Origin of the sequence: Pseudomonas syringae CC1557 (genome assembly GCF_000452705.1) — a bacterium.
GTDB lineage: Bacteria > Pseudomonadota > Gammaproteobacteria > Pseudomonadales > Pseudomonadaceae > Aquipseudomonas > Aquipseudomonas syringae_F.
On sequence record NZ_CP007014.1, the window covers coordinates 2,733,426 to 2,747,763 of the forward strand.

The 14,338-nt window shown below is 54.7% G+C and carries 6 protein-coding genes and 2 pseudogenes; 4 read left to right on the forward strand and 4 right to left on the reverse strand.

The annotated features are described in order from the left end of the window. Positions 1–491: 491 nt before the first annotated feature. Positions 492–1,415: a metallophosphoesterase gene (locus N018_RS12440; protein WP_229631394.1), complete on the forward strand. Its 924-nt coding sequence runs from the start codon at positions 492–494 to the stop codon at positions 1,413–1,415. Between the two features lie 508 nt (positions 1,416–1,923). Here the strand turns inward: N018_RS12440 and N018_RS12445 are convergent. Both N018_RS12445 and N018_RS12450 read right to left on the reverse strand, forming a co-directional pair. Next, positions 1,924–2,766 (reverse strand): peptidoglycan-binding domain-containing protein, encoded by an 843-nt coding sequence (locus N018_RS12445; protein WP_025389794.1) that lies wholly within the window; start codon positions 2,764–2,766, stop codon positions 1,924–1,926. Between the two features lie 531 nt (positions 2,767–3,297). Then, a pseudogene (locus tag N018_RS12450) lies at positions 3,298–3,749 on the reverse strand (conjugative transfer ATPase); the annotation flags it as partial. Positions 3,750–4,072: 323 nt separating this feature from the next. On the opposite strand from N018_RS12450, the gene N018_RS12455 reads away from it, so the two are divergent. Next, the gene (locus N018_RS12455) at positions 4,073–4,531 is read left to right on the forward strand and encodes a hypothetical protein (RefSeq protein ID WP_025389796.1); all 459 of its coding nucleotides are present in this window, start codon (positions 4,073–4,075) and stop codon (positions 4,529–4,531) included. 776 nt (positions 4,532–5,307) lie between these two features. Here the strand turns inward: N018_RS12455 and N018_RS12460 are convergent. Continuing rightward, positions 5,308–10,761, reverse strand: coding sequence for a WGR domain-containing protein (locus tag N018_RS12460; protein ID WP_025389797.1), 5,454 nt, complete (start codon positions 10,759–10,761; stop codon positions 5,308–5,310). Beyond that, positions 10,749–11,951 (reverse strand): M48 family metalloprotease, encoded by a 1,203-nt coding sequence (locus N018_RS12465; protein WP_025389798.1) that lies wholly within the window; start codon positions 11,949–11,951, stop codon positions 10,749–10,751. Before N018_RS12465 ends, N018_RS12460 begins: the two co-directional genes overlap by 13 nt. 907 nt (positions 11,952–12,858) lie before the next feature. Here N018_RS12465 and N018_RS28035 point away from each other — a divergent pair. Both N018_RS28035 and N018_RS12470 read left to right on the forward strand, forming a co-directional pair. Next, positions 12,859–13,021: pseudogene (locus N018_RS28035) on the forward strand (IS3 family transposase); the annotation flags it as partial. A gap of 616 nt (positions 13,022–13,637) precedes the next feature. Beyond that, complete coding sequence (locus tag N018_RS12470) at positions 13,638–14,300, forward strand: DUF3313 domain-containing protein (protein WP_038401229.1); 663 nt, start codon at positions 13,638–13,640, stop codon at positions 14,298–14,300. The last annotated feature ends 38 nt before the right edge of the window (positions 14,301–14,338 follow it).

The window sequence follows — 14,338 nt, forward strand, 5'->3', positions numbered from 1 at the left end:
AATAGTACACGTGTACTATTTTGCTGAACGCAGAAACGCTCTAGGTTGAAGAAGAAAATTCTGTCATTCACCTCGGATCTCTGATGACCGCGCAGTGCTGTTGGTTATTTCGACGGCCGTTAAAGTGCTGGGTGAGCGTTCCGGAGCGGTGTGGTGCGATGCTGCGAGTCTCGCTAATCGTGAGTATTACAATCGGCAAAGGACAGTAGCTACGATCCCCAACAAGATTCGTAAACAAATCGAATGGACTGCTAAGCATGGCGGTATAGACAAATATTGGGGCCGCCCCAGCATCACATTGCTGGCTAGCAGGGGATGGCGTTTCTGGCGTTACTGGAAATCGACGAGCTTACAGAAGGGAAGGATTGGCCAAGTTTGCTCAATCCTTTCTGCAGCGGCGATCAGTTGCTATTGTATAAAGGATGGTTAAGCCGCGTTAAAGGGCCCGAGCGTATGCCAGTAGGGCATTACGACAGGATCAGGGAGGCAATATGTACGATTTTATAGGCGACATCCACGGTCAGAGTGAGCGTCTGGAAGCATTGCTGGTACTGATGGGGTACACCAAACGCGGAGGTACATACAGCCACCCGAAACGCAAAGCATTCTTCATCGGCGATCTGATCGATCGAGGTCCTCGACAAGTGGAGACGCTTGAGATCGTAAGGCTGATGGTAGAAGGCGGACACGCTCGAATCGTTCTAGGAAACCACGAGTTCAATGCCTGCGCCTGGGCAACGCCTGACCCAGAAAATGCGGGTAAATTCCTGCGCGATCACAACGAAAAGAATCGCCGTCAACATAGAGCCTTCCTAGACCAAGTCGGAGAAAACAGCGCACTGCACCACGACCTCATCGCGTGGTTCAAGAAAATGCCGGTGTACGTGGAGACGCCTGAGTTCAGAGCGATTCACGCCTGCTGGCATGCGCCGCTTATTGAAAAGTCAGTACCCTATTTGGACGCAAACAACGCCATTCTTCCAGAGTCATGGGCACCGATGAGTCGCAAGGACAGTGAGCCCTATCTCATTATTGAAACGCTGCTGAAGGGCACTGAAATCGATTTGCCCTCCGGCCTGAGCTATCTCGATCCTGATGGTACCGAGCGAACCCGTACCCGTACGCGGTGGTGGGATGAATCAGCAAAAACATATCGCTCAGCCAGTATGCTCAAAAGCAGCTTGCTGCATCAGCTTCCCGAAGACCCGATTCCTGAGAAAAATCTCCTTGTTTACGACAAGGCCGCGCCTTTGTTCATAGGCCATTACTGGCAGACCGGACGTCCCACAGTCCTTAATCCACAGATCGTTTGCCTTGACTACAGCATCGGCAAAGGGGACAAAGGGAACGAAGCTATGTGCTTATCGATGGAATGGGGAAAGGTTGCTTACGAACGTTGCTTTTGTATGGGTTGATGCACTTGAATGCGAGCTCTCCCAGCATTCATTAGCTGAGTAATAGGGCCAGAAGGCAGGCTCACAGGGCTCTGTCACTAGCGAATCTGGATGCAAGCCGACAACTTTTGCTTGCACCTTCGGCGGGCTCAAGACTCGTCGAACTCACATGGCTGATGGTCGATACTAGGTTACGCTCACTCTACGCCATCGCCGTGAGGCCTCAAAAAGCCATTGGCTGGATCGAGGCATCTGACTTAGTTAATAGGCGTGACAGATATTACCGGCTTCTTCTGGCAGCTTCCCCACACCCAAACTTTGTCAAGTGGTCGACGCCTGCGCCTGTACTTTGTCAGAAAAAAGTGTCCGACGAAGTGGCTTTGGAGGTGTTCTGTAACGGCAAGGAGGCGGCCTTATCAAGACGTTGAGCGGTATAGCGGACGACTGCCGGTGACGACCACCACATCTGCAGCAAAGGTAGGATGATCGTTGTTGCACGGGTTGCTGTACGGGTGGGGGCGTATTTGAGTTACTTGGGCGACGGGTTACCGCCGGCGTCGGTATTTGCAGCTTTAGCCAGCTCGACAAGGTGGGAATAATCTGGATCTCTGTTCTGGCGTGGGGTATCAAAGGGAAGGGGCTCAAAACTGTTTGAAATCAACACGGAGATCGGCTGCATTTCCACGTCCCGGCTGCCGCTCCAGACCAGGTCATAACCAAGGATTTTGCTACCACGCTGTTCATAGCGGGCGTAATATTTTCGGGTGCCGCGATGACCCTCGATGATGAACAAACTGCCTTTTCTGAAGGATTTAGTTACAGGGGACTTACCGTCGCTAGTCAGGAACCTGTACATCTCATCCATAGCGTCAGGTTTGACGTCATCGAGACGGAATATCTCGATCGAAACACTTTTGTCTTCGGAATCAATATCGACCAACTTGGCCGGGTTCGATTCCGGATACGTGGTTCTGGTGAGTAACATCGAAGGGTAGGCCAGCTTTACACCGGATGTGGGCTCGAGGATGGCCACCCAGCCGCAATTCATCCGTTTAGTCACCGCCAAGTCACCCAAGCGCACCGCGAGGTCGGCATTTAGCATCCCGGTGCCAGGTTGATTGTACTGGCGCTGAGCGTTTGCAAGAGCGTCCCGGGTGTCTTTACCAAACTGGCCATCAATCCGGCCGTTGTAAAAACCGCCCCAAACTAAGCCTTCCTGAATCAGTTTTCGTTCATCGACATTGAGCGAGCCTTCGGTGTTGTCGGTATTTTCAGAAGAGTTGGCGCGCTCGGGTGCTGCGACATCCGCGAACACGCCTACAGGCTGCCAGACAAAGGTTGCGACAATCGTGATGAACGCCACGTGCAGCATTCGATTTTTCCAGCTCGACGAGGAGCGAGTTACTACGGTATGTATCATCAATGGAATAGCCCCTTAAGTGCGTTTGCCAGATAAAAAATTCGTCATCGTTTGGTTCAGTTATCGGGTATTGCTTGATAGCACTTCGAGTGCATAGCCACTGATGCTTGTTCCGCTCAAGTGTGTGTCAATACACCTATAACTTCGCCGATCGTAAGCCCGGACAACATGTGGTCTTTGATCGTACTGGGTGGCAGTTGCCCGCTGGCATGGACGCAGATGGGCAGAATCAAAAGTACGAGCGACGACATGAAGCCAGCCGTTGCTTCACGAGGTGCCGCTGTCCTGATGCAGGCAGCAGCCATACTCCGTATTTATCCCTAATTGCTGCACTGTCGACGGTTTTTTCTCGGCTGCGAAATCACGCCACCGGCAGAAATAGCAGATGGTTGTTATTATGAATTTACGGGGAAACGATAAAACTCCAATAGCACATCCGTACTATAGGGCGCGCGATAGTGAGTGTGCTAAAAACTGAAGTTACTCCAATTCGCCGAGCACGTCGCGCTGCTCGTCCGCCTCCATGGCTACGGCATCCGGTGGCAGGTCTTCGCCCAGCGCATCGGCATCGAGTGTCTGCATGTCGCTCGGCGTTTCGATCAGCCGACGCACATCAGCGCGCCAGGCTGATGCCCGAGCGAGGAGCCAGCTTGATCCGATTTACGGTCAGGACTAAGCGCTTGGCGAAGTCGCTGAACCACAACGAGAAGCCGTGGCCGGTAGAGCGCAGTGACCTGGTTGAGCAAGTTATTGAGCGTGGCGCTCTTGCCCGAGCCGGTGGGCCCGAAGAGAAACAGGTGGACGTTCATCTGCCTGTCCAGGCGATTGAGTGGGTCGAAGGTGATCGGGCCGCCACCGCGATTGAACATCGTGATGCCAGGGTGTCCCGTGCCCTGGGAGCGTCCCCACACGGGCGACTGTGTGTACCACTTTTTCGCCCAAAATTTTCACATAAGTTTCTAGTCTTCGGCCAAGGCTACTTCTTGAAATAAATCCTGCAATAGCCTCTGTGTACTATTTATTTTTTGAATAATCTATGGGGAGCTGGGAAGATTTTGGAACAGACAGTGGGTGGTTTTGTTGCGGTCAGGCCTGACTTGGCGCCGCAATTGGTGATGATCTACGATGAGAGCGGCACTGCCTGGAACCTGCCCTCCAAATTAGTTTTCTGGCCCCGCCCGAGCAATGGTCAGCCTAATGGCGATCGAAAACGTCTGTTTTTCTTAGCTAATACGTTTCTACTCAGCGGCAAAACGATATGAATCGAGTGCTCTTTCGAAATCTCAATGCGCTCTACAGCTGGACTGTAGCGATAGCATGGTGCGCCATATCAAACTATGCGGCCATTGCACTTTTGCTGAATAAAAGTGGCACAACCGATGTGACCGTTCAGACGATTGTTATCCTGTTCTTGCTGATCGAGCCATTTATTTTCTTTAAATTTACGCAGCCCCCTATCATTTCCATTTGGGAGGAGGGCAGTGATAATTTGTTAATCGTACGCCGATGGCTTTGGAAAGTTCAAAAAGAACATGTCAATCGTCAGCTTCTGCCGATGCCCGCGATTGAAGAGGAAAGCGATAATGAAGGTGGGAAAATCTATCGATGCCTCCTTCGTACGTCTGCTGACAGGGTCGAATTCGGAACCTATCGCCGACGTGAGCGGGCTGAAGTCGCTTGCGACAGAATGCGGAAAATCCTCTCAAGACGGCCGTAACGTTTGCTCTGTTTGCCCTCATGTCTAGGTACGGAGTTTTTCCGGAAGCCTAGAGATGATTTCCTTTAGTAACGGCGCTGCGTTATTCGCGATGGATTCCAGCCTCCGGTGAAGGCCGATGAAGGCGGCATCCTCAACCCATGCTTTCCGTATGCGTACGGGCAAGTCGCCTTGAGCTACTGGGTCAATAAGGTGTGTGGTCCGGACTGTTAGGGTTCAACAGCTACTGTTACCTAAGTTACCGAACGGGAGCGCACCCCAGGTTTTTATCCATTCTCCACTTGGACGAGGAGGCTCAGGCTGACTTTGCTGATAATACCCTTGGGGTTGGCCCGCATGACGTCATGTTTCCACCAGCTTGTGCGGGAATTTTTCATGGCGGACAACCCTCATCAGCTTGTGCGCTTTCAACGAAACATGGGAGAAATACGATTAAAACCCGAAAAAATTTCATAGAATTTTACTCCTTCGTGCTATAGGAATTAATGCTCGAATTTGCTGTGTTATTGCGCCTTGACTTGAGCTGCGCACGATTATACTAATGTGCATGAGGAAACTGCCTAGATACATCAGGCTCCAGCTCTTCAGAGGTACGACGCAGGCTTTTTATTATTCGGGTCGCAAGTAATCGATTGGGTAACAGGGGATATGGCTTTTGTATGTTAACCAGAAGGTATGTCGGGCAAACGCTAACGTAGGGGCCACCCCCTTCTTCTCGCTGCTGCAGCGCGTTCAGATTGAACGCGCTTGTCACAATCATGCTGCACCGACTCAGTTCACTCCGGGGTGATTGAACCCGCCTGCTCTTGATACCCTTTTCGGAGTTTTTCCGCGATCAGCTTTTCTGCTTCACGCAAAGCGCGTTCGGGACTGTCGAGGGACTTGATCAATGTCTGGCCCTTGGTGCCGATACGGCCAAAACTCACCGTGACCTCGACCTCCGCCACGCCAATACGCCAGAACTTGTTGGAGTTGCCTTCTCCAAAGGTGAACTCGCGCATCAAGGGTGACGCTTCAGTGGTGAATGGTACGTCGGCCGCAATTTCGACGGTTCCCTCTGTCTGTTCCAGTTCTTGCAACGCATGCGTTTCCTCCCCCCTTATCAGCCATTCGATGCGATTGAGCACGTCCTCCGAATCGCGCAGCCAATCATGGCTGAGCACGTCGATAATCTTCCAACCGAAACTGCGCAGTACCGTCGGGCGAAAGATATAACGCTCACGCACGTCAGTTGCAGCTCTATCACCGTCCAGCAGCACGCCGAGGCTGAAGTGTTCGCCGCTGGCGTCACTGATCGCCAGGTCACAGCGGAACTGCGAACGTCCAACATATTCCTGGACCGAATGCCCGCGTTTGCGCAACTCGGCTGCGATGGCGCCGCGCAGGTGGTCCTTGGGCAGGCTGACGGCAAAGGACTGCTTGGCGCCTGGATTGAGGTTGGCAAGGATACCCTGGGAGCGCAGCCCATCCCCGCTGGCACTGGCCTGGGCGAATTGCAGGAACGCACGCAGTGCGGCGGCACCATCGTTGTGGGTGTTGGTGATGGCTTCGGACTCAATGCTGGAGACAATTGCCATGCGCTTGCGGGCGCGACTGAGGATCACATTAAGGCGTTTTTCCCCGCCACGCTGGTTGATTGGGCCGAAGTTCATCAGCATCTTGCCGTTCGGTCCTGGCGCGTAGCAGATGCTCAAGATGATCACATCACGCTCATCTCCTTGGACATTCTCCAGGTTCTTGACGAAGAGGCCATTGAATTGCCCGGCATCTTCACGCACGTACTCACGCTCAAGCCGGGTGGCAAAGGCCGAGTCGCCGCTGGCCAAGTCTTCCAGGGCCTGCTCGATGGCACCTTGCTGGGCCTCGGAAAAGGCCACGATACCCAAGCTAAGACCAGTCTCCCGTTGCAGCAGCTCCCGTACCAGGTTGGCGATATACCCGGCTTCGGCCAGGTTGCTGCGGCTGAGGTAGACACCGTCGCTCATCTTCAAGAAGCTGATCGGGTTTTCCAACAGAGTGTCGGCGCCCTGGATCACTGCCTGGGCGTCCGTGGAGCCAAGGGCTGCGTGAGCCGGGGCAGGGCGCTCGATACGACGGTCGGGAATGGTGATCAGCCGCCCTTCGTAGAACGCTGCATTGGAGAAACTGATCAAGGCTTCGTGGCGACTGCGGTAGTGCCAAGCCAAGAGGGTTGCCGGCAAGTTTCGCGCGGCTTGGCTCAGCAGGCTGTCGGCATCAAGGTTAATTGCGATTTGTTCGCCATCCTCCATGGCAATCAGTTCGTTATCGTCCTGATCGCCCGCGCTTGAGAAGAAGTTAGTCGGTGGCAGTTGCATCTCATCACCGACCACAATCACCTGCTGAGCACGGCTCAGTGCAGGCACTGCTTCTTCGCTGGGGATCTGACTGGCTTCGTCGAAAATCACCACGTCAAACAGGTCCGGTGTCAACGGCAGGGTGTCGGAAACCGACAGCGGGCTCATCAACCAGATGGGCTTGAGGTCGTTGATCACGCGGCCACTGTCGCCACTCGCCATTTCGCGAATGGAACGATAGCGCATGGTCTTGCCCAGCTCATGTTCCAGTTCACGGCGGCCTTTGGCGTAGGCTTTTTTGAACTCACGAGCCTGGGCGTCGAGTTGAGTCACAGACATCGTCGATTGCTTCACATGCTCCAGAAAGCGCTGGTGCAGCGTCGCGCTAAGCACTTGGGCATTGCTTTTGAGCAGGTTGCATTCAGCCTGGCTGACCTGGCGCGCGGCCAAACTCAAGGCCGGGCCGTCGAAGCGAGCCAGCTGTGGATTGGCGCGATACAGGCGGGCCAGGTTTTCCTGGGCAATCAAACCGTCCAGTGCGCTTTGCGCCAAGGCGTACTGTTGCACAACCGCCAGGCAGACAGGATCTGCCTGGTGTAGCTCATTGAGCAGGGGCAGGGTGTCTGGCAGCTCGTCGAGTTCTTCACGCAGGTCGCGCAGGTACTCTGCCAACTCGCCCAGGCTCAGCGCCGGGTCGAACACACAATGTTGCGCGACCATCTCGGCCAAGCGCGCCACCGGCTGGCGCAGGCCGGCTTCCTGGCGTACACCGGACAGGGCGTCCGTATTACCTCGCAGGCCCTCAACCCATTGGCGCAACAGCGGTGATGCGCTCAGTTGCTGGAGCAAGGCTTGCAGGTTGTGCACGAACAGGTTGATATCCGGGATGCCATAACGGTCTTGCAAACGTTGCTGCTCGGTATGCAGCTCGCCAGTGGCGCGATGCTCGCCGGCCAGGTTTTCCAGCACGCTCCGGAAACTGGGTCGAATCGCGTGCTGACTGAAGTCGTAGCGTCGTCGCAATTCACCGCGCAGCCGCCACCAAGCGGGTTGCAGCCAACGCAGCAGCGAGCCTTCCAGCCGCTGTACCAGATCGATGGCAGCCTGGGTGTCCTGGGGCGCGAGTTTTTCACGCCAGTGCTGCGTGAATTCACGGGCGTTGTGTTGCTGTACGGCGAGTGCTTGCAATGCCGCCTGCTCGGCGTGCAGCGCTTGCCCTCCCGATGAGTCCGGTTCCAGCAGGTCGAGGTGCGCTGCCAGGTTGGCGCTGGTCAACTGTTCGGCGGCCTGGGTCAGCACGCACGCATCCGCCAGGCGGGTGTCCCCGGACAACAGGCTCGAAGAAGATTCCAGGAATTGCTCGACGCTGTCCATTAGCTCACTGGCTTCATCTAGAAACGCCTTGAGTTGGCCGTACGCATGTTCGTGGGTAATCAGGCTTGAGGCCAAATGGCTAAAAGGATGACGTGCCAAGCTGTCGAGGCCAAAACGTTCTTTGATCGCCTGATACACTCGACCAGTCAGCTCGCTTTGTGCCTGCCAATGGCGCCATTCGGGTAAACGTTCCAAGGCTTCGGGGGGCAGCTTGGCAGCAACGGGCGGCAGCTCGATCAGATGACGCACCAACTCGCGTACCGAGCATGCCAAGGACTCCGGCATACCGCGCATTGCCTGTTCAAAACGCTCTATCAAGCCCAGTTGTTGGCTCAGGCCGGCCAGTAAGGTGTCGCGCCGTGCTTGCAACTGCGCCGACTGCGCATCACCGGCGATCCAGCGCTCATAGCAATCGCGCAGCTTGTCCACGAAGGCCTTCTTGTCGGTCTGGGAATCGTGGATCAGGCAGCACAACTCACCCAGTTCACTTTGTTGCAGACGGTGGAACACCACGTCCAGCGCTGCACGTTTTTCACAGACAAACAGCACTCGCAGGCCGCGACCGGCATAGTCCGCGATCAGGTTTGTGATGGTCTGGGATTTGCCGGTGCCTGGCGGTCCCTGAATGATGAAATTACGCCCGGTACGGGCCAGACTAACGGCAGCATTCTGCGTAGCGTCGCCAGCAACCACGTTCCATTGTTCGGGTAACGGGATCGGGTCGGGGGCCTGGACCTCGACGTCCCGAGGCTCGATGGAGAACATCCGGTCAAACGCTTCGTTCTGCGCCGATTCGTCGATCAACTGTGCATAATCACGCACCAGCGACATCTTGCGATAATTGAAGTTGGCCAAGGTCACCTGGGTCAAGTCTATGTTCCAGGCGTAGCGATGCCCCTGGTTCTCGGGCATGGCGAAGGTGCTATTTTCGGCGCTGCTGGCAACCATCTGAGGGTGTTGGTTGCGCAGAGCGGGCTTGGCGCCTACGGCCAGGCGCAGCGGCAACTCGCTGGGCAGCACCTTCTGCTGGAACAACTGCACGCCCAACGGACGGAAATCTTCGCGGTCGTAGCTGAAATCTGGCTTCATCAAAGGCGCAGACATGCGTTGGCGGGCACGACGGCGCTGGAAGTGGTGCAGATGCTGCACAGCCTTCTGGTGGATCAGCTCGATTTGCGGTTTACTTTGCAGGCGTAACTCGACGCCGGGCTCCGTCAGTTTGATCTGGTGCGCAATATCGGCATGGATGTCTTCCAGCGAAGTCTTTTGTAGGTCGACTGTTTCCGGCAACTGGATGTCGTAGAGCTGACGCAATTGATGACGCAGTACCGGGTTGAATTCGGCCTCGGTTTCATCGCACTGCAACACGAATTGGTCACGTACCCCTTTTTTGCGACTCAATTCCACCGGCAGCCATAGCAGCGGAGTGACGATGCGTTCTTCCGGCGTGTCCTTGAGGTTGTGCCAGCGCATGAACGCCACCACCAAACGAAGATTACTGAAGCCGAATTCGGCGCGGTCTCGGCGGGTTTCCTGGATGATGCGCTCCAGCGACGCCTGCAACCAGCTCTGGTCTTCGAACCGTAGCCATTGCTGCAGGCCGACAGGTTTACCGCTCAGCAATTGTTCGGAGAATCCGCCGAAGGTGGGCTGCCAGGTGCACAGCGCTTCGGGCCGGATACTTTCAATGCGCATCACCAACGGAACACTGGCCACGGTCAAGTTGACAGTGGCCTGGGTAGGCCGGAAATACAGCAGGCGATTGCGACGTGAAAGGTCAAATAACCGGTTGCGCAGATGTTCCAGCACCACAGTGCGCCGCGAAGCAGGGCCTTCGGTCTGGGCCAACACTCGCTCGACATCGAGGCTGACGGGCTGGTCGCGCCAGGACTCCAGACGGCGTGTCAGCGAGCCTACATCTGTGGCGCGCTCATGGCGGTTGAGCTCAGTCATCTCGACGATTAGGTTGGCCAGCACCGGGTTGAGTCGGCCATTTAGCTGGAACAGATTGCGACGGTGCCGTGCAAACGTCTTGAGATCATTGATATCGGCGAAATCCAGCCCGCACGCCAGGCACGCCAGCAACTGGCCGAGCTGGAATATATCGGTGATCTCATCGTGGTGCCCGAGGCGATGCTCCCAACTTTGCAGTTCCGGGAGGAACACCGGGTAGTCGATGGGTTGATGCAGGTCTTCTTGGACTTGCAGGTCGGTAATGGCAACGCCGCTTTCCGAATCCCGAATCAGGCGGACTTTGCCGACGACATTAAGCGCCGATTCCGGATTGGGTTGCACCTGCTTGATTGCTTCCAGCGCCAGTCGCGGAGGGACACCCTCGGGATTGCGCAGTTGCAGCGTGCGTTCCGGCCCCTGCATCACATCGAGATAACCGAGCTGGGCGACACGTCCCAGTTCATGCAGTTGCGCCACTTGACGTAAAAGCGGTAGCGCGAGGAACAACACATCGTCGATGGGCACGGCAGCGCCATCGTGGCTATTCAGTAATTGAGTCAATGTGACGGGCTGAATTACTGGGTCCATGTGTCGACCTCCGCTTTGAGCGTACGAACGATCGGGTCGAGCTCACGTTTTGGTAATTTAATATCGCGCTTAAGCACTTTGATAAAGTCGTCGGCGCTGCCGAGTTTCCTGGCGGTGCGCGCGGCGTGCAGGAGGGCTTCATCCCGCAGGTCGCGGTCCACCACGCTCAGGTCGAGCATAATGAAGTGCAGGTATTCATGGATGCTTGTGTCGATACGCTCGGCATTCAGCGTCGCTAGGTCGAGTGGCGTTTCATTATCTCTCCAGTCGGGAAAGAAACCGCGCACCTGGTTGAGCACAACCTCTGATTGCAACACGGACGTGCCGATGAAATGGGCAATAAAGCTGCGGGTTAGGTCGGTCAACTCGACCTGACCAGTCACGTCCAGGCGATTGAGCGACAACGGCCCGCGCAACCGGCGATCCAGCCAGTTATCCGTATCCGGGAGTTGCTGCCACCAGCTGTCGACCGCCTGGGCGCGTAGAAACGTCTCCGGATGGGAAATGGCCTTCGATAACTGTGCATCCTTGCCATCAAGCTCGCGGGCCTGCTTCAAGTAGCTGGCGGCATCAACGCTGACAATTCCGGTGTGAATCTTGACCAGCGAGGTAATCGACGCTTCTGGCCCATTAGCCACCAGTGCCGCGCCGCGGTCCGCATAAATTTCGGTGTGCAGGCTATATAGACGTGCAGTCTCTTCCAAGCTGGGCGGCGTATTCACATCGGACATGGCATGATTGAGAATCCGCTCGGCGGTGAGAAAGTCGCCACTGTGCTCAGACCATAAACGGTAATGGGCCAACTCATGTCCCAGCAACGCCGGTAACTCTTGGGCGTCCAGCCTCTCAAGAATCGGCCCGTAAAACACCACATGCACTTCACCGGCCAGGTAATACAGGCTCGCATTCATCGCGCCGTCGCCAGCTTGGTAAAGGGTGGCGGGTGCCGTAATCTGCAAACACTGCAATGCTGTTTCACAGGCCTGATAGGCCTGCGGATGGGTTTCGGGACTTAAGCGATAGGTGTCACGCAGCAATTGCGCACGTACATCCTGGGCGTGTTCCTGCTGAACGCCTAAGGACGAGGCCCATTCCCATACTACAGGTTCATGGGCTTTGAGGTAGTCGACCACACGCTGGTGGTAAGGCAGTGGCGTCAGGCTGCTGATATCCAGCACTGGGGTACTCATCGCATTCAAACGTCCTTGAGAGGATACGGCTCCATACACTGCGTGGGCAGCAGAGACTGGGCTGGCATCCCGGTATCAGTGATCGGCAATAAACGCGTAGCATACCTAGGGTGTGGGTAAAATACTTGTGAAAGTATATATATCTGTGCAGCGTCGCGAAGCGGTGGGGGGCTATGGCTGAGCACGTGTGGCAGGAATACCCAAGAGTTATTGCTCAAGGCTATTATTCGATTTTCGGATGATCAGGCAAGGAATCGCATGAACGCGGCAGCACAGTTTCGCAAGATATATTAGCGCAGCTCCCTGATATCGATGCCTGATACACGCTTGAAGGCGACAAGGAGATCGGCGAAGTTAGTGGCTTTGGTACTGTTTGACGTGCGCACGATCACTGGATTGGTTCGAAGGTCGCCATTAAATTTAGTGTATATAATCTCTCGGATAAAGTTCGACTCTGCCGTGAGATTGATGGGAAGACGGTTTGGGTATTTTGATTTCTATAAGGAAGTAAATGGCTGGGAGGCTTATAGAAGTCTGCGCGCGAAGACTTCCCGGTTCGCCAGAGTTTTTAAGCGTCTGAGCATGCCGTCATGCTTCTGTATGCCGATTACTGACGACCCGAATAATAAAAAGCTTGTCTCGTCCCTGTGAAGAGCTGGAGCCTGATGTATCTAGGCAGTTCCCGCCTGTATCCGTACGGTGCAGGATTGGGTAACAGGCGATATGGCTTCTGTATGTTAACCAGAAGGTATATTGGAAAAATGCTAACACAACAGATGCAGATATTAGTGATCTTCTGGGTCGGCAACTGCATCATTCTATTACGTTAAACAGTAATTCAAGGCTGATCGGCGCGAGCGCGCTTTGAGTTAGCAACTTCACGTAAGACTCGACATTGCAAGGATGAGTCCATGTCGACTTCGTAATCGACGTATTTGCCCTCGCATCGTTGGCTGGAAGGCGTCGTTCTCAATGCAGACATCTTGCTCGACGCCTTCGAACGGACGCTCTACGCGAGGAAGCCGGATTGCTCTAGTTGTCTGATTCATCACAGCGACCGAGGAGTTCAGTAGGTATCGATCTATTACATGGGGGGGCACCGAGGTTGGCAGTCCCTGTACGTTGGTGGAAGTCTCTGTATGAGCGTTATTGCCTAGGAAGGAAAACGAGGCTACAATTGAGTCCTTCGCTAACGAAGCAGGCGAAGAAAACAGTTGGAAAACAATGACTTAGTGCTTCAATGCATGTCTCGTTTCCCGCTCCATATATAGCGTTACAGGATTCGAATGAATGTTGTAGCGATGAAATAAAGGACCTTCGGGTCTTTTTTTTCGTTTCCGCGAAAACGCGTCTATTTAGAGCCATCCTCAATTTCCCCACGTCAATCCACGTGCCCGACAGGGTGCTTGAACGCGCTTGATCGGTCACTCGACTAATACGCATCGAGCAGGACCGGCTTAAATATTTCTCAAAAGCATACCGAAGTGTACATTTTAGATTGACGAGCTCTCGTTGAACGTCTAAAACTGTACTCCTTGGTACAGCTTTGATGAGGTCAGCCCTCTTGGTGTCCACACTCCTCAGCTGAACAACGTCAACGTGCATTCCCGCCCGTTAATGCTCTGCGTTGAGCACTGCCGGCGAACGTCTGAATTTAAATGACCCGATTGTTCTGGAGAGTTATGCATGCGCGACCATATGAATCTGACCTGGCTGTTGCTGTCTGGGTTTCTTGTCACGGGGTGTGCCAGTCATGAACCCTCACCTTATTCAGGCGTAGGGTCTTCGCTTGAAATGCGGCCCAACCAACAGGACGGCACCGGTCGTATGCCATTTAAATATTCAACGTCAGTCAACTGGCACAAATACGACCAGATCATGCTGGAGCCAGTAGTGATTTACTCCGGAGCAGACGCGCAGTTTTCAGGCCTGGAGCGTAAGGACAAGACAGTTCTGGCCAACGACATGACGGTCAAATTTTCGGAAGCGCTGGGGCAGCATTTTCGGTTCACGGCAACTCCCGGACAGGGGACATTGAGGATTCGTCTGACACTGACCGGGGCAGAGACCACAGTGGCGGGTTTGTCGACGTTCTCCAGATTCGATATCGGGATGGGGTCCTACAACCTCGTCCAGGCTGCAAGGGACCGTGAAGGTACATTTACCGGGTCCGTCAGCTATGCGGTCGAGATCTACGATGCGTCCACTTCGCAACTTTTGGAGTCTTATGTGAGTCGCCAGTATCCGAAAGTCTATGACATAAGCTCCACGTTCGGGCGCCTGGCGGCGGCGCAGGCAGGCATATCCCGCGGGGCAGAGGAGTTGGTTGATATTTTGCTTTCTGATTGAAGTCGGGTGGTACGTCTTGATCAGATATCCATTCTTAT

Coding starts and splice junctions, on each gene's coding strand:
- N018_RS12440 (WP_229631394.1), top strand. CDS start 492: ATGTACGATTTTATAGGCGACATCCACGGTCAGAGTGAGCGTCTGGAA.
- N018_RS12445 (WP_025389794.1), bottom strand. CDS start 2,766: ATGCTGCACGTGGCGTTCATCACGATTGTCGCAACCTTTGTCTGGCAG.
- N018_RS12460 (WP_025389797.1), bottom strand. CDS start 10,761: ATGGACCCAGTAATTCAGCCCGTCACATTGACTCAATTACTGAATAGC.
- N018_RS12465 (WP_025389798.1), bottom strand. CDS start 11,951: ATGAGTACCCCAGTGCTGGATATCAGCAGCCTGACGCCACTGCCTTAC.
- N018_RS12470 (WP_038401229.1), top strand. CDS start 13,638: ATGCGCGACCATATGAATCTGACCTGGCTGTTGCTGTCTGGGTTTCTT.
- N018_RS12455 (WP_025389796.1), top strand. CDS start 4,073: ATGAATCGAGTGCTCTTTCGAAATCTCAATGCGCTCTACAGCTGGACT.